Consider the following 14,990-nt stretch of genomic DNA (forward strand, 5'->3'; position numbering starts at 1 on the left):
ATCCTCCGAATACGATAGATAGACGGAGAATGGCTATTTGCTTGGGATAACGCTTGTCTAATGTTAGGAGTACGCTTTAAGTCGCTTATGCTTGCAGTTCGGCTACCGCTTTGTTCAATTGCGTTTGGTTGAAGCCGAGGATCTTGTACTCGCCGATGACCGTTACCGGCACGGAACGCATGCCCGTGTTCCACAGCTCTTCCGCGTAAGCTTCGTTCAGATCGATGTTACGCTCCTCGAAAGCTACGCCCTTGTCGTTCAAATATTGCTTCACGTTCTTGCAGTAGTTGCAGTGCGTGCTGGAATAAACAATCGCTTGCGCTTGGTCGGACATTCGAAATCTCTCCTCTATGTTCAAGGTGTTCAAAGAATAGAATTGAGGGTCAAAGATTACGCGTGTACGTGCGTTTCAACCTCTTCTAGATAACGCTCGCAGTCGAGCGCCGCCATGCAGCCCGATCCCGCGGCGCTGATCGCCTGGCGGTAACGGCTGTCCTGCACGTCGCCGCACGCGAACACGCCCGGTACGTTCGTCAGCGTCGTGCCCGGCTGAACGAGGATGTAGCCCGTCTCGTCGGTCGTAATCTGACCGCCGAGGAATTTCGTGTTCGGCGTATGGCCGATCGCGATGAAGATGCCACTTGCTTCGATGATTTCTTCTTGGCCGGACTCGTTGTTCAGCACTTTCAAGCCTTTCACGCCGCTATCGTCCGCTACGACTTCCAATGGCGTGCGGTTCAGGCTCCAGCTGACTTTCTCGTTGGCGCGAGCGCGATCTTGCATAATCTTCGAAGCGCGAAGCTCCGTGCGTCGGTTCACCAGCACGACCTCGGAAGCGAAGCGCGTAAGGAAGTTCGCCTCTTCCATCGCGGAATCGCCGCCGCCGACTACGATGATTTTCTTGCCGCGGAAGAAGAAACCGTCGCAAGTCGCGCACGTGCTGACGCCGCGGCCCACGTTATCGCGCTCGCCCGGAATGCCGAGATACTTCGCCGATGCGCCGGTCGATACGATGATCGACTCCGCCTGCAGCTCGCCGATGCCTTCCACGTTCAGCGTGAACGGACGCTTCGACAGGTCGACGCTGTTCACCCAGCCCGAGCGGAATTCCGCGCCGAAACGCTCCGCTTGCTGGCGCATGTTCGCCATCAGTTCAGGGCCCATGATGCCATCCGGGAAGCCCGGGAAATTCTCGACTTCCGTCGTTGTCGTCAATTGACCGCCTGGTTCTGGACCTTCGATTACGAGCGGGCTCAGGTTGGCGCGCGCCAAGTAGATTGCAGATGTAAGGCCGCCGGGGCCGGTTCCGATAATAATGGTTTTGTAGACTGTCATGATAGTTCCTCCGTTCCATGGTTCCAACATTTTTAAATTTAAACTTAGTTTAGCTCTCGTGCTTACATTCAAAGGATACCATAGCGAATCATGATGATGCATGAAGTCTTTATGAAGACAAAATGAAACCTTCATGAAGATCTCATGAAGGTTTCGTGAAGATTTCGGCCTTTAGTCCGCAATTCGGTATCCAACGCCGCGAACCGTCACGATATAGTACGGTTTCTTCGGGTCGTCGCCGAGTTTGTGGCGTAAGCTCTTAATATGCACGTCTACGGAGTTGCTTCCGCCAAAATAGCCGTCGCCCCAGAGCCGCTCCATAATATCCTGGCGCGTCAATACGCTTCCGCCGCTGGTCAGCAGCGCCTTGAGCATATCGAATTCCGTCTTCGTCAAATTGATCGGCTGCCCCGCCCGCTGCACCGTCATCCGCTTCAAATCGACCGCGATGTCCTTCAGCAGCAGCTGTTCGCCATGTTCGGGAGCTGATGCATTGGCAGGTTGGCCTTGTTCGGCTAACCGCTCGATGACGGCAAGCGCGCCTTCCAGCGGCTGCGGCCATACGAGCACGTTCTCGCCCATCGCCTCCTCTTCTCCGTGAACGAGCGTGAGCTGCGCGCCGCCGCCAGCATATTGCACCTTCTCCCCGAAGCCTCCGCGCGTGCGGTCGACGACGAGCAGGTCGGCCTGCAGCATCGACAGCGCCGGATCGTGCTCGTGATGGAAGACGAGCACGTCGTAGCACCGCGTCGTGAGCGCGGCTACCAGCGCGCGCAAGGAAGCCGGGAGAGGACTTACGATAATAATGCGGCGGGTGGTGTTGCAGTAGTCGCCTTCGTCGAATGCATCGGGCAACCCCGTCCATGCCGCCTGCATCTCCGTCACTGCACGGTCGTCCTCTGTTCTCTGCATGAACCGCACACCCCTTTGAATAGAAATTGCTCTTCCTGTATGTCGTACCCCGTCGCGGTCGCGATCGTGCTTAACCACGATTGAGGCGTCTCGATAAATACTTCGTCCAGCTTGCCGCAGCTTATGCACAGCACATGCTGGTGATTCTCCATTCTCGCGTCGTAGCGGCTGGCGTCGCCTTCCAGCTTCAGCTCGCGAATCAATCCTTCTTCCGTTAAATAACGGAGCGAATTGTACACCGTCGCATAAGCGAAATTGGCGCCTCTTACCTTTAGACGATCCATGATGTCGGAGGCCGTCGGATGGTCAGAGGAGTCCATAACGATATGATAAATCGTCCGCCTTGGCGTTGTCAGCTGACCTTTCCGGCTCATTCGGCGTTAACCTCCACGTTTAAACTTATTTTAAAGTTTATTCCCTCTTCCTTCCGGTGTCAATGGATTCTCCACACTTTGGCGTAATAAAACTTCACATCACGATGACAAAACCATCACGCTGCCACATATACTGGTAGAAAAACTAGGTCAGTCAGAGCGGAGGCGTCCATCGATGACTAGCAAAACACGTAAAGTCGCGATTATCGGCGTCGGATTAGTCGGAGCGAGCTGCGCGTATTCGCTCGTGAATCAATCGATATGCGAAGAGATCGTCTTAATCGGCAGAACGCCCGAGCGGGCAAAGGCGCATGCGCTGGATTTGTCGCATTGCATGGATTTCACGCATGCCCGAACCAAGGTGCGCGCGGGAGATGTCGACGATTGCGGCGATGCCGACGTCGTCGTGCTATGCGCGGGAGCGAATCCCATTCCCGGCGGGACCCGGCTCGACCTGCTGGACAGCTCGCATAAAATCTACCAGACGTTGATCCCTTCTATTATGAAAGCCGGCTTCAACGGCATCTTCGTAGCCGCGGCGAATCCGGTCGATCTTGTTACCTACATGGTATGGAAGCTTTCCGGCCTGCCGCGCGGCCGCGTCATCGGCACCGGCACCTCGATCGATTCCTCCCGGTTGAAGACGCTGCTGTCCGAATATGTGCCGGTCGACCCAAGAAGCGTAAGCGGCTATGTGCTCGGCGAGCATGGCGAATCTCAGTTCCCCGCCTGGTCGCACGTGACGATCGGCGGCAAACCGATTCTCGACATCCTAGCTCAGCATCCGCAGCGGTTCGGCCATCTGAAGTTGGACGATATCGCGGAGAAAACGCGCAATGCCGGCTGGGAGATTCTGCAAGGGAAAGGCTCAACCCACTATGGCATCGCGAACGCGATCGCCGCGATCGTACGTTCCATCTTGAACGACGACTACAAGGTCATGGCAGTCTCGGCCATCCTCGACGGCGAATACGAACAAAGCGACGTATGTCTCGGCGTTCCCGCCATCTTGACCCGTCAAGGCGTCAAGGAGCTGGTCGAGCTGAATTTAACGTCGAAGGAACGGCAGTTGCTCGCCTACTCGAGTTCCGTCATTCGAACGGCAGCGGCGCCGCTTGGCTTATAAGGAACGAAAACCGGCTTCAAATCCCCTCCGTGCGCGGGTCCCAAAACGGCTATTCCGCGAATAGAAACAGCCCGGTCGCGATTCGCGCCGGGCCGTTCGGTCATTCTTCTATTCCACCCACTGGACGACTTCGCTTGCCGGCCGCCTTGTCTTCGGCCGCTTCGGATCCGCGGCGCGATAACCGAACGCGACCATGACGGCGATGTCGAGCTTGCCGTCTTCGAATAGCCCCTCTTGCTCCAGTATCGCGTGAACGCGGTCGTAATTAAAGCCCTCGATCGGACACGAATCGATGCCGAGCAGCGCCGCGGACGACATCATATTGGCCAGCGCGATATAGCATTGCTTGCATGACCAGTCGAAGAGCGCCCGTTCGCTGTCCAGCAGATGGAAGTCATCCTCCTGGAATGCCTTGTACGTCTCGGGCACTTTGGCCAAAATAGACTCCGGCATCGCCTTCACCGTCCGGCAGATGTAATCCACGTAGTCGGAATCGTAACGCACGTCCCGTCTGGCTAGAATCGCGACGTAGTGGCTGGCCGTCGGCAGCTGCTTCTGCGCGCCCCACGACGCTTCGCGCAGCTTCTCCCGCAGCGCTTCGTTCTGAATGACGACGAATTTCCATGGTTCGTATCCGACGGAGCTCGGAGATAACCGACCCGCCTCTAGTATGACCTCGAAGTCCTCCGGCTGTATGCGGCGTTCAGGGTCGAACGCTTTCGTCGCATGACGGAAGTAGAAGGATGACATCAAATGCTCGCGAATGGCGGATGGATCGTTCATGAATAACGCCTCCTTATCGATCAAGAACCTACCATTACCCATCGTAAAATAAAACGAAAAGGAGGGCAAGTTGAGGGGCATGGCGTCCTATCCCGCCCGATACGCAAAAACCGCGCTTCCTTCAAGGAAGCGCGGACTTTTCTTAGGATTTCATAATGCGTCGCAGCGGCTCGGAAGCCGGGCCTTCCAGCACTTCGCCGTCGTAAGCGAATCGCGAACCGTGGCACGGGCAATCCCAGCTTCGTTCTCCTTCGTTCCACTCCGTTTCGCAGCCCATATGGGTGCACGTCGTATCGACGAGGTATAGCTTGCCTTTGTCGTCCCGATAGGCTCCCGCCCGCTTGCCGGCGATCGTGACGACGCCGCCTTCGTCATTCCCGATCTCATCGGGCGATTGACGGACGAGTTCGACTTTCCCGGCGACCAAATGCTTGAATACGTCCGCATTCTGCACGACCGCGTTCTTGATATCGGGCACGGCATGGAAGCGCTGCGGACTGAACAGTTCCGCGTAAGCGTTATCCCGCTCCAGAACGGCGTCCGCGAGAATCGCCGCCGCATTCACGCCGTTGCTCATGCCCCACTTCGCGAACCCGGTCGCCAACAGGATGCGAGGCCGATCCTCGGTAAGTTTCCCGACGTATGGAATATCGTCGAGCGTTACCAGATCCTGGGCCGACCAGCGGTACGGAATCTCCTCGACTTGAAATTGGCTAAGCGCGAATTGACGCAGCGATTCGTAATAATCGATCGTGCACACGCCTTGTCCGGTCTTGTGGCCTTCGCCGCCGATCAGCAGCAGCTTGCCGCCGTCCGCGCTATCGGCCGTTCGAATCGAGCGTTTTGGTTCGTCGGCGCTCAAATACATGCCGCCCGGATAGGACGCGTTCGTTCGCACGCCAAGCACATAAGAGCGCTCCGCATGGAGCCGGGCGAAATAAAGCCCGTGCTTATCATAGAACGGAAAATGCGAGCAAATGAGCACATGCTCGGCCATGACGCGCAAACCGCGCTCCGTTATTAAGGTCGGACGCGGCCCTTCCTCTTCGATCTTTAAAACGGTGGTCTGTTCGAATATCAGCCCGCCCGCTTCCAGAATAGACGGCACGAGCGCGGACACGAATTGAAGCGGATGAAACTGGGCTTGTCCTTTCATCACGACCGCGCCATGATTCGGGATGTTTAGCGGCATGCTGTCCGTGTAGCCACCCGGCATCCCGAGCTTCGCGTAAGCTTCCGCTTCCTTCTCCAGCTTGTTGCGCGTATCGACCGACTGGGCGTACACGTACGCGTCTTGTTCGGAATAGCCGCATTCGATGTTATGCTCGCGAATTAACGCCTTCACGTAGGCGATCGCTTCGTTATTGGCTTCATAGTACTGCTTGGCGCTCGTTTCGCCATGATTGCGAATGAGCTTGTCGTAGATCAAATCGTGCTGCGCGGTCAACTTCGCCGTCGTATGCGCCGTCGTACCCCCAAGAAGCATATCCGCTTCGAGCAGGGCAACTTTGACCCCTGCCTTGGACAATCGGTACGCGCTTAGAATACCGGTAATGCCGCCTCCCACGATCGCGACGTCTACCGTCATATTGTTGCCGAGCACCGGCTGCGCCGGCGACATGGACGTCTCCTTCCAGAACGATTTCGGGAAATTCGGCAGCTCCCTCGTTTGCTTCGCGCCCAACGTATCCGTCTTTTCCATCGGTTATCGCCTCCAGATGTATCGCTCTCTACGCTATTACCCCGATTAATCGTTGCAGCAACTTTCTTCCAGATGGCCCGAACGTTTTATTTTCGTCTGCAAATACTTCTCGTTGTATTCCGAGACGTCGCCCCAGAGCGGGACCCGGTCATCCACCGCCATGCCTGCCTCGCGCAGCGCTTCGATCTTGCGGGGATTATTCGTAATGAGTTTGACCGGCTTGCCGCGCAAATGCTGCAGTACATGAATCGCATCGTCGTAGCTGCGGGCATCATCCACGAAACCAAGGTTCAAATTCGCTTCGACCGTATCGAACCCGTTCTCCTGGAGGACATACGCCATCGCTTTGCTGAACAAGCCGATGCCCCTGCCCTCGTGATTGGCCAAGTAAAATAGGGCGCCTGCCCCGTGTTTGGCGATCATGTCGAGCGCCTGATGCAGCTGATACCCGCAATCGCACCGCTTGCTGCCGAAGATATCGCCCGTATGACAAATGCTGTGCATGCGAATTAGCGCCTCGTCCGCCTGAGCGAAATCGCCGTACACCAGCACGCTGGACTGCTGCATTTCCGCCAAATTCGCCGAAGACAGCTTCTTAATGATCGTCTCCGGTCCGCCGGACGTGTCCTCGCATACGAGCCAACAATACCACTTGAATTGAAGCGTCTCGCCCTCGAGGTTGATCGGCAGATTAATCGGTCCCACCAAGTAGATCGCGTTGCCACCCTTGGGCAGCAGCTTAATTTTATCTGCTAAAAGGTGTTGCACCCGTGTCGTCGTCATCGCAGTCCGCGCAGCCTCCTACGTATCCATTTCCCGTTTATTATGCCAATCTTCCCCTGAAATATGAGCGGATGACGGCCCTCGGCGGTTGTACCTAGCCAATATGCCCTCGCGCGCATATGCTGTCCCGAGGAGGCGATGAACCATGGCGAACCGGATTATCGTCGATCTATCGGATCGGATGCTGTACCTGCTGAAGGACGATAAAGTCATCCGCGGCTTCCCCGTCGGGATCGGGCGCATGTTGACGGAGACGCCGACGGGGGAATTCACCATCGTGAACAAACAGGAAGATCCCGGCGGACCGTTCGGCGTGCTGTGGATGGGGTTGTCCAAGCCGCATTACGGCATTCACGGGACGAATGATCCCGCTTCGATCGGCCAAATGGTATCCAAGGGCTGCGTGCGCATGTATAACGACGACGTGCTCGCGTTGTCGAAGTTGGCGCCTGTCGGAACGAGGGTCACGATTCGGAGATAACGCGGCAAAGGCTGCAAGCTTAGAAGCAGAAGTTCACGCACGAACTTGGGTTTGAATTAGACGGGCTAACTGCACGATTCCGTCCGAGAGCTCTTGGTGCGAGGCATACGCATATGACAACCGGAGGAAGGCCCCCATCGTACGGTCGTAGATGCTGCCGGGATTAAGCAGGATGCCTTGCCGCAGCGCGTCTTGAAACAAGCGAGTCGCCGAAATCCCGTCATTCAATCGCAGCCACACATAGAAGCCTCCGCTTGGCTTGCGCCATTCCGCCAATCCGGTCAAATGCTGCTCCAACAGCCCCAGCATATGAGCCCGTCGCTCTCGCAGAGCGGCTCTCAGTTCCGCCATGTGATCGTCATAGTGGCTGCTCGTTAACCATTCCGCCGCAATCGCCTGCGAGAACGAGCTCGAGCCGTAATCGGTTTGCATTTTAATATCCGCCAACCGATCGATAACGGTCTTCGGTCCCGTAATCCAACCGATGCGAAGACCCGGGCTCACGGATTTGGAGAAGCTGCCGATATAGAGCACGTTCCCCGCCGCATCTCGAGCCTTGAGCGGCAGCGGCGGCGGCTCGTCCAACCACAAATCGCGATAGACGTCATCTTCGATGATCGGGAGCCTCTCCCGTTCGCTAAGCGCGATCAACTCGTCGCGTCTGCCTTCCGACATGACGATACCCGTCGGGTTATGAAAGGATGGTATCGTGTACATAATCGAATCGCGGGAGGTCTGCCTGCGATGAGCAAGATCCTGTACGATGACCCCCTCCTCATCCATTCCAAGCCCATTTAACTGCACGCCGGCAGTCTGGAACAAGTGAAGCGAGTTCAAATACGACGGTGCTTCCACGATAACCGACGAACCGGGTTCCAACAGGCCGATCGAAATTAATTGAAGCGCCTGAAGCGCGCCGGAGACGACGAGAATGGACGAAGACGGAGCTTCGACGCCCAGTCCCGCCATTCGATTGGACAGCGCCTCGCGCAACCACATGCTGCCCTTCGCTTCCTCGTAACCCAGCGTCATTGCGCGCGTCGACAGTTTGGCGAGGACATCCTGCATGCGTTGAACGGGAAGCAACTCAGGCGATAATTCCCCGGTCCCCAGACGAATGATGCCCGGTTGGAATTCCGCATGGTTGATGATCTGCACGATCTGGGAGTTCGGTTGCTGCGTTCCGGCCTCGATATAGTCGTGCCAGTTCAACATCGGCTTGGCTGCCAAAGAGTCCCATACCGTGCTGACGACCCGCGTCCCGCCGCCCGCGTTGCCTTCCAGCAGTCCTTGCGCGATCAGCTCGTCCACAGCGGTTACGATCGTGCTGCGATTAACGCGAAACATGTCCGCGAGCTGACGTTGGGCGGGAATACGCATGCCCGGCGCCCACTCTCCGGTCGTCATTTTCTGTTTGAGATAGTGTTCGATCTGACGATGCAGCGGCTCTTGTGAAGCGCGGTCCGGCTGCCATTCCATAGGATTCATCATGACTAAACCCCCAAAGGACGATTTTGCCTTATTATACGATTTGGTTGGTTCGGATGCCATCCATTTGGTTGGAGACAGGAAGACCCGGTTCCCTTACAATGAACATCATCTACATAAGGGGGCCTCTCCGTGCAAACCGTCATCTTCCATGCGCTTGTCCTTTCATTCAGCCTTATCCTTCCGCTTGGCGTTCAAAATGTGTTTATTTTCAATCAAGGCGCCGTTAGTCCGCAATATCGCCGCGTGCTGCCGGTCGTCGCGACCGCCGCCTTCTGCGATATGCTGCTGATCGGTTTGGCCGTAACGGGCGTTTCGCTGATCATCCTCGTTCATGATTGGGTCCGCATCAGCCTCCTGCTCGTCGGTGCCGTCTTCTTGACCGTGATGGGGATCTCCATGTGGAGAAGTCGCCCCCAATCAGCCGATCAGCATCGCCATCAGCTTCCCGTTCGCCGGCAAATCGTGTTTGCTTTGTCCGTCTCGCTGTTAAATCCGCATGCGATCCTAGATACGGTCGGCGTCATCGGCACCAACTCGCTGCAGTATACGGGCATGGATAAAATCGCGTTCGCGGCCATCTGCATGCTTGTATCCGCCATATGGTTCGCTTCGCTTGCGTTCGCCGGGCGTCAGGTAGGCAAACTCGATGGTAGCGGCGCCTTCCTCGGTGTGCTCAATAAGCTTTCGGCTCTCATGATGTGGGGAATTGCGGCGTACATGGTTTACGGACTTACAAGTTAGACGGGACTCTTCATCCGGCCTCTCGCCACAATAAACAAACCCTCCTGATCGCGTGCAGGAGGGTTTGTTCTTCGTATTCAATTAGTCCAGGACGGCCGCGATATGTTTCTTCGTCACCGACCAGTGCGAGCTGTTCCAAACATTCTTTTTGTCCTTGAACAGGATAATCTGCGGAGACGCATGCGTCACCTTGAGGTCCTCGGCAATCTGATTCGAGACCGGTCTTGATTCGATTACTTTGACGAGGTAGTACTCCGTATTCGCGTTCGGGTTACTCTTCAAGTAATCCTCGTATTCCTCCAATGCGCTGGAGCTGACCGGGCAACGCGTGCTGTGCTTCAAAATCAGCTGCTGCTTGGCTTCCGATTGAGCCAGCATGTCGTTCCATTCTTCAAGCGTCGTGATTTCCTTCCACATAAGACGCACCTCCCACTTACTATATGTAATACACTAAAGATTTCTTTCAGAATCAACTATACAGGAATCAAAATGCGGTGCCAAGAATCTTTTTCCTTCATCGCGCGCTAGAATAAGTCCTTTTTAACCGGCTTTTGCTTTTTGATTTTGTTCTGGAGCGCCGGCAAGTGGCGAATGCTCCGGTGCATCGGACCTTTGCAGATCGGGCATACCGGTTCTGCCGCCGCCAATTCTTCGCGTACCCATGCTTTGCATTCGGCATCCTTACACTTGTAAATCTTGGTCGGCACCAATTTCGGTTTATCTTGTTCTTCTGTCACGTCAACACACCTCGCAATGGCTTTTCAACTGTTCTATTGTAACCGCGGCCCCCTGCAAAAGATACCCCCTTATCAAAAGTGTCACCTGTCAACAAGCGCTTTTTTCGCCAGGTTTAGGTTCTCATCGTTCGCAATGCCAGTGAAAAAGCCTTCGACCTGCAGCAAGCTGCAAATCGAAGGCTTGATTGTCCATGCAAACGACGAGCAATTACCCTTCCAGGAGCAAGGATTCCGGATCCTCAAGCAATTCCTTCACCGTCACGAGGAAACGAACCGCTTCCGCGCCGTCGACAATACGGTGGTCATACGAGAGCGCGATGTACATCATCGGACGATTCTCCATGCGTTCCGCGTCGATCGCGACCGGACGGAGCTGGATTTTGTGCATGCCGAGAATACCGACTTGCGGCGCATTCAGAATCGGCGTCGACAGCAGGGAACCGAACACGCCGCCGTTCGTGATCGTGAACGTTCCGCCTTGCAGGTCGGACAGATCCAATTTGTTGTTGCGGGCTTTGCCTGCCAAGTCGAGGATTTCTTTCTCGATGCCGGCGAAGCTCAGACGGTCCGCATCGCGAACGACCGGTACGACGAGACCTTCTTTCGCCGATACCGCGATACCGATATCATAGAACTTCTTCACGAGAATGTCGGAGCCTTGAATCTCCGCGTTAAGCAGCGGGTACGCCTTCAGCGCGCCGACAACGGCTTTCGTGAAGAAGGACATGAAGCCCAGGTTGACGTCGTGTTTGTCTTTGAACGCGTCCTTGCGGCGTTTGCGAACGTCTAGGATCGCCGTCATGTCGACTTCGTTGAACGTGGTCAGCATGGCTGCCGTACGCTGCGCTTCGACCAGACGATTCGCGATCGTCTGACGACGGCGGGACATCGGGCGACGCTCAACCGGTTTGCCCGGAATGGCTGCCGGAGCGGCCGCGGCTGGTGCCGCTACTACCGCAGGCACGACTTCTACTTTGCGTTCCGAGTGTCCGCTGACGTCGCTCTTCGCGATGCGACCGATCGGATCTGCCGTTGCCACTTGACCCAGATCGATGCCGCGTTCGCGAGCAAGCTTGCGGGCAGCCGGCGTAGCCGCGACCGATGCCGCTTCGTTCGATGCTGCTGCCGGCGCAGCCGCAGGAGCTGCCGCAGCTACCGCTACCGGAGCAGCTGCAGATTCTGCCGCCGCAGGTGCAGGCGCCGCTTGCGCCGCAGGGGCCGGAGCCCCTCCCGCTGCTGCTTCGCCGATGCGTCCGATAATGGAACCTACCGCTACCGTCTCGCCTTCTTGATTTATAATCTCTGCCAAGACGCCGCTCTCTTCGGCGCTGATTTCCAAATTAACTTTGTCGGTCTCGAGTTCAACCAGCACGTCGCCTTGGTTAACCTTGTCGCCTACTTTCGCGATCCACTTGGCAATTGTACCTTCTGTAATCGATTCGCCCATCTCAGGCACTTTAATCTCGCTCATCCCGAAATCCTCCTTCAATTCATGCGAACAAACCGTAACTGTTGCTCCTATTCGAGCGATGTTCCGCGCTTAGGCGGCCGATATGTTTAGCGCGCGCTCTGCGGCTCGCGCGATTTGCCTTTGCTGGTCAGCGAACTCCGGTCGAATGCGCCGGCAATGATCCGCTGTTGTTCTTGCTGATGCACTTCCGTGAAGCCGGTTGCCGGGCTCGAGCGCTTCTGACGGCCGACGTAACGAACCGGAACCTCCTTCGGCGCGCGTGCGGTCAGGCGAGGTTCCACGAAGTTCCATGCGCCCATGTTTTGCGGTTCTTCTTGTACCCACAGGATTTCCTTCAGGTTCGGGAAGCGCGTGATAAGGCGCTCGATCTCGACTTTCGGGAACGGGTACAGCTGCTCGATGCGCGCGATATGGAGCCAGCTCAGATCTTCCTTGTAGGCGTCGATCGCCGTGTCCAGGTCGATCGCGATTTTGCCGCTGCAGAAAATCAGTCTTTCGACCGCTTCCGGCTTGCCGCCTAGACCCGGTTGCTCCAGTACAGGCAGGAACGAACCATCGCTGAACGCGGACGGATCGGACGCGACCTTCGGATTACGCAGCAAACTCTTCGGCGACATCATGATCAGCGGCTTTGCTTCTACGGTCTCGGACAGCATCGATTGACGGCGCAACAGGTGGAAATACTGCGATGCGCTGGTCAAGTTCGCGACCGTCCAGTTCTCGTTGGCGGCTTGCTGCAGGAAACGTTCCAGGCGCGCGCTGGAGTGCTCCGGCCCCTGGCCTTCGTAACCATGCGGAAGCAGCATGACCAGACTCGAGAATTCCGACCATTTGTCGCGGCCGGACGAAATAAATTGGTCGATGACGACTTGCGCGGCGTTCACGAAGTCGCCGAACTGCGCTTCCCAGATCGTAAGCGTCTCGGGAGAGTACACGTTATAGCCGTATTCGAAGCCGAGAACGGATTCCTCGGACAACGGGCTGTTGTAAATCGCAAACGACGCTTTCGCTTGAGGCATCACGTGCAGCGGGCAGAATTTCTGACCCGTAACCGTATCGTGCATGACCAGGTTGCGATGCGCGAACGTGCCGCGCTCGGAATCTTGTCCGGAGACGCGGATTGGCTTGCCGTCGGCGAGAATCGTCGCGAAGGCGAGCGCTTCCGCATGGCCCCAGTCGACTTTGCCGCCTTCGTCCAGCATGGCTGCCCGGCGTTTGAGGATCCGGTCCAGCTTGCCGTATACGTTGAACCCTTCCGGCCACTTCAGCAGCTCGTCGTTGATCGCCTTCAAGTTCGCGAGCGGTACGGCTGTAGCCGTATTGGCGGAACGGCGGCGCGGCGGCGCATCGGAGACGGCGGCAGGCAACGATTTGGCGCCTGCCTCCTGCGGACGCTTCGCTTCTTCAAGCGCTTCTTGAAGTTTCGCGACGATCTCTTCCTTCATCTTCGCGACTTGCTCTTCCGTTACGAGGCCGCGCCTCTTCAGCGCTTCCGCGTATTGCGTGCCGGCCGTCGGATGTTTGCGCTGCTTCTGATACACGAGCGGCGAAGTGACGTCCGGATCGTCCGTCTCGTTATGTCCGTTACGGCGGTAACCGATCAAATCGATCAAGAAGTCCTTCTTGAACTTATGGCGGTATTCGCATGCCATGCGTACGATCGCCAGACAAGCTTCAGGATCGTCCGCGTTGACGTGAACGATCGGGATATTGAATCCTTTGGCCAAATCGCTCGCATAGTAAGTCGAGCGGGAGTCGCTACTGTGCGTCGTGAAGCCGATCCGGTTGTTGACGATAATGTGGAACGTGCCGCCATTCTCGTAACCGATCAGCTTCTTGAAGTTCAACGACTCCGCAACGATCCCTTCCCCTGCGAAAGCGGCGTCGCCGTGCATGACGACGCAAGCAGCCGCTTCGAAATCGGTAGTCGGATAGCCAGCCGCGGTGCGATCGTCTTGAGCCGCGCGCGCGAAACCTTGCACGACCGGATTCACGTACTCCAAGTGGCTTGGGTTATTCGCCAGCGTAATGCGCGTCTCGACCGTCTCGCCGGCTTTCACCGAGCGATGCGCGCCGAGGTGGTATTTGACGTCGTCCGTCCAGCCGAAGTTGATGCCGGCCGAGCCTTCGGACGGTTCTTTGTGCGGTGCATGCAGGAACTCGGTAAAGATTTTGCTGTATGGTTTGCCAAGAACATGAGCCAGCACGTTCAAGCGTCCGCGATGCGCCATGCCCATCATAATGTTCTTCGCGCCGTCATGCGCGACTTCGCGCACGATCTCGTCGAGCATCGGCACGAGCGCGTCGTTACCTTCCAACGAGAACCACTTCTTGCCGGCGAACGAGCGGTGCAGGAACGACTCGAAGTTCTCCACTTCCATCAGACGCTTCAGCAGGTCCGTGCGTTCTTTGGACGATAACGGCTTGGCCGCCATCCCCGTCTCGGCCTGGCGAGTGAGCCAATTGCGTTCGTCTTCCGCATGAATATGGCCGAACTCGAATCCGAAGGATTGGGTGTATACGCGTTTCAATTCTTGAATCGCTTCCCATCCGTTCTTGATCGACTCCGGTGCATCTTCCCAAATCAGCGCGGCGGGGAAAGCCGCCAGATCCTCTTTGGTTAAATTATACGTTTCGGGCTCAAGCAGACGCGTATCCGGCGGCGAATCCGTTCCAAGCGGATAAATGTTCGCGGCCAAGTGGCCCTGCGTCCGAATGTTGATGACCAGCTTGCCTGCGTCGACGAGCTTTTTATAATACGCCGGATCAGGAGCGCTTGCCGTCGCAGGCGCGATGCCCGCCGTTCCGGCCTGCGCTTCCGTTACCGGAGGAGGTCCCCATTGACGGAACATGTCCTGGTAAGCGGCGTCTACCGAAGACGGGTCTTGCGTAAATTTCTCATACTGCTCTTGAATGTAGCCCATGTTAGGGCCGTAGTACAATTGCCAGGGCGACTGGCGATTCGATGAATTGACCGTCATGCCTGTTAACCTCCGCATTGTGTAACGTACACAACATTAGTTCTCTTTAGAATTAGCCTGCTATTACTTTGCT

General features: G+C 56.5%; 15 protein-coding genes. 3 read left to right on the forward strand and 12 right to left on the reverse strand.

What is annotated here, in order from left to right:
* Positions 1 to 85 precede the first annotated feature (85 nt).
* The 4 genes from BCM02_RS03380 to BCM02_RS03395 all read right to left on the reverse strand — a co-directional run bounded on the left by BCM02_RS03380 (position 86) and on the right by BCM02_RS03395 (position 2,621).
* Complete coding sequence (locus tag BCM02_RS03380) at positions 86 to 334, reverse strand: glutaredoxin family protein (RefSeq protein ID WP_148927616.1); 249 nt, start codon at positions 332 to 334, stop codon at positions 86 to 88.
* A 56-nt stretch (positions 335 to 390) separates the two neighbouring features.
* A complete protein-coding gene (gene trxB / locus BCM02_RS03385; RefSeq protein WP_148927617.1) occupies positions 391 to 1,335 on the reverse strand; it encodes a thioredoxin-disulfide reductase in 945 nt (314 codons plus the stop codon).
* 171 nt (positions 1,336 to 1,506) lie between these two features.
* Positions 1,507 to 2,247, reverse strand: a complete 741-nt coding sequence (locus tag BCM02_RS03390; protein WP_148927618.1) for a winged helix-turn-helix domain-containing protein — start codon at positions 2,245 to 2,247, stop codon at positions 1,507 to 1,509.
* Positions 2,217 to 2,621 (reverse strand): Fur family transcriptional regulator, encoded by a 405-nt coding sequence (locus BCM02_RS03395; RefSeq protein ID WP_148927619.1) that lies wholly within the window; start codon positions 2,619 to 2,621, stop codon positions 2,217 to 2,219. The genes BCM02_RS03390 and BCM02_RS03395 overlap by 31 nt, the downstream gene beginning before the upstream one ends.
* Before the next feature lie 175 nt (positions 2,622 to 2,796).
* On the opposite strand from BCM02_RS03395, the gene BCM02_RS03400 reads away from it, so the two are divergent.
* Positions 2,797 to 3,747 (forward strand): L-lactate dehydrogenase, encoded by a 951-nt coding sequence (locus tag BCM02_RS03400; RefSeq protein ID WP_148927620.1) that lies wholly within the window; start codon positions 2,797 to 2,799, stop codon positions 3,745 to 3,747.
* Positions 3,748 to 3,855: 108 nt separating this feature from the next.
* On the opposite strand, the gene BCM02_RS03405 is transcribed toward BCM02_RS03400, so the two are convergent.
* The 3 genes from BCM02_RS03405 to BCM02_RS03415 form a co-directional block, all read right to left on the reverse strand.
* Complete coding sequence (locus BCM02_RS03405) at positions 3,856 to 4,530, reverse strand: NAD(P)H-dependent oxidoreductase (RefSeq protein WP_148927621.1); 675 nt, start codon at positions 4,528 to 4,530, stop codon at positions 3,856 to 3,858.
* A 142-nt stretch (positions 4,531 to 4,672) separates the two neighbouring features.
* A complete protein-coding gene (locus tag BCM02_RS03410) occupies positions 4,673 to 6,232 on the reverse strand; it encodes an FAD-dependent oxidoreductase (protein WP_148927622.1) in 1,560 nt (519 codons plus the stop codon).
* 45 nt (positions 6,233 to 6,277) lie between these two features.
* Positions 6,278 to 7,015: a GTP cyclohydrolase II gene (locus BCM02_RS03415; protein ID WP_148927623.1), complete on the reverse strand. Its 738-nt coding sequence runs from the start codon at positions 7,013 to 7,015 to the stop codon at positions 6,278 to 6,280.
* 145 nt (positions 7,016 to 7,160) lie between these two features.
* Between BCM02_RS03415 and BCM02_RS03420 the strand changes: the two genes are divergently transcribed.
* Complete coding sequence (locus BCM02_RS03420; RefSeq protein ID WP_148927624.1) at positions 7,161 to 7,496, forward strand: L,D-transpeptidase; 336 nt, start codon at positions 7,161 to 7,163, stop codon at positions 7,494 to 7,496.
* A gap of 33 nt (positions 7,497 to 7,529) precedes the next feature.
* Here BCM02_RS03420 and BCM02_RS03425 read toward each other — a convergent pair whose 3' ends face one another.
* Positions 7,530 to 8,987, reverse strand: coding sequence for an aminotransferase-like domain-containing protein (locus BCM02_RS03425; RefSeq protein ID WP_342791294.1), 1,458 nt, complete (start codon positions 8,985 to 8,987; stop codon positions 7,530 to 7,532).
* A gap of 129 nt (positions 8,988 to 9,116) precedes the next feature.
* Here BCM02_RS03425 and BCM02_RS03430 point away from each other — a divergent pair, with 129 nt between their 5' ends.
* Positions 9,117 to 9,728, forward strand: coding sequence for a LysE/ArgO family amino acid transporter (locus BCM02_RS03430; RefSeq protein WP_148927625.1), 612 nt, complete (start codon positions 9,117 to 9,119; stop codon positions 9,726 to 9,728).
* Positions 9,729 to 9,809: 81 nt separating this feature from the next.
* Here the strand turns inward: BCM02_RS03430 and ytxJ are convergent, their stop codons facing one another.
* The 4 genes from ytxJ to BCM02_RS03450 form a co-directional block, all read right to left on the reverse strand.
* Positions 9,810 to 10,145, reverse strand: coding sequence for a bacillithiol system redox-active protein YtxJ (gene ytxJ / locus BCM02_RS03435; protein WP_148927626.1), 336 nt, complete (start codon positions 10,143 to 10,145; stop codon positions 9,810 to 9,812).
* Positions 10,146 to 10,252: 107 nt separating this feature from the next.
* Positions 10,253 to 10,465: a cold-inducible protein YdjO-related protein gene (locus tag BCM02_RS03440; RefSeq protein WP_148927627.1), complete on the reverse strand. Its 213-nt coding sequence runs from the start codon at positions 10,463 to 10,465 to the stop codon at positions 10,253 to 10,255.
* A 208-nt stretch (positions 10,466 to 10,673) separates the two neighbouring features.
* Positions 10,674 to 11,936 (reverse strand): 2-oxoglutarate dehydrogenase complex dihydrolipoyllysine-residue succinyltransferase, encoded by a 1,263-nt coding sequence (gene odhB, locus BCM02_RS03445; protein ID WP_148927628.1) that lies wholly within the window; start codon positions 11,934 to 11,936, stop codon positions 10,674 to 10,676.
* Between the two features lie 86 nt (positions 11,937 to 12,022).
* Positions 12,023 to 14,917, reverse strand: coding sequence for a 2-oxoglutarate dehydrogenase E1 component (locus BCM02_RS03450; RefSeq protein WP_148927629.1), 2,895 nt, complete (start codon positions 14,915 to 14,917; stop codon positions 12,023 to 12,025).
* Between the last annotated feature and the right edge of the window lie 73 nt (positions 14,918 to 14,990).

Origin of the sequence: Paenibacillus methanolicus (assembly GCF_008124765.1) — a bacterium.
In the GTDB taxonomy this organism is placed as follows: domain Bacteria; phylum Bacillota; class Bacilli; order Paenibacillales; family Paenibacillaceae; genus Paenibacillus_Z; species Paenibacillus_Z methanolicus.

Excerpts from the sequence above, each read along its gene's own strand:
- BCM02_RS03380 (WP_148927616.1), bottom strand. The coding sequence starts at position 334 with ATGTCCGACCAAGCGCAAGCGATTGTTTATTCCAGCACGCACTGCAAC.
- trxB (WP_148927617.1), bottom strand. The coding sequence starts at position 1,335 with ATGACAGTCTACAAAACCATTATTATCGGAACCGGCCCCGGCGGCCTT.
- BCM02_RS03390 (WP_148927618.1), bottom strand. The coding sequence starts at position 2,247 with ATGCAGAGAACAGAGGACGACCGTGCAGTGACGGAGATGCAGGCGGCA.
- BCM02_RS03395 (WP_148927619.1), bottom strand. The coding sequence starts at position 2,621 with ATGAGCCGGAAAGGTCAGCTGACAACGCCAAGGCGGACGATTTATCAT.
- BCM02_RS03400 (WP_148927620.1), top strand. The coding sequence starts at position 2,797 with ATGACTAGCAAAACACGTAAAGTCGCGATTATCGGCGTCGGATTAGTC.
- BCM02_RS03405 (WP_148927621.1), bottom strand. The coding sequence starts at position 4,530 with ATGAACGATCCATCCGCCATTCGCGAGCATTTGATGTCATCCTTCTAC.
- BCM02_RS03410 (WP_148927622.1), bottom strand. The coding sequence starts at position 6,232 with ATGGAAAAGACGGATACGTTGGGCGCGAAGCAAACGAGGGAGCTGCCG.
- BCM02_RS03415 (WP_148927623.1), bottom strand. The coding sequence starts at position 7,015 with ATGACGACGACACGGGTGCAACACCTTTTAGCAGATAAAATTAAGCTG.
- BCM02_RS03420 (WP_148927624.1), top strand. The coding sequence starts at position 7,161 with ATGGCGAACCGGATTATCGTCGATCTATCGGATCGGATGCTGTACCTG.
- BCM02_RS03425 (WP_342791294.1), bottom strand. The coding sequence starts at position 8,987 with ATGATGAATCCTATGGAATGGCAGCCGGACCGCGCTTCACAAGAGCCG.
- ytxJ (WP_148927626.1), bottom strand. The coding sequence starts at position 10,145 with ATGTGGAAGGAAATCACGACGCTTGAAGAATGGAACGACATGCTGGCT.
- odhB (WP_148927628.1), bottom strand. The coding sequence starts at position 11,936 with ATGAGCGAGATTAAAGTGCCTGAGATGGGCGAATCGATTACAGAAGGT.
- BCM02_RS03450 (WP_148927629.1), bottom strand. The coding sequence starts at position 14,917 with ATGACGGTCAATTCATCGAATCGCCAGTCGCCCTGGCAATTGTACTAC.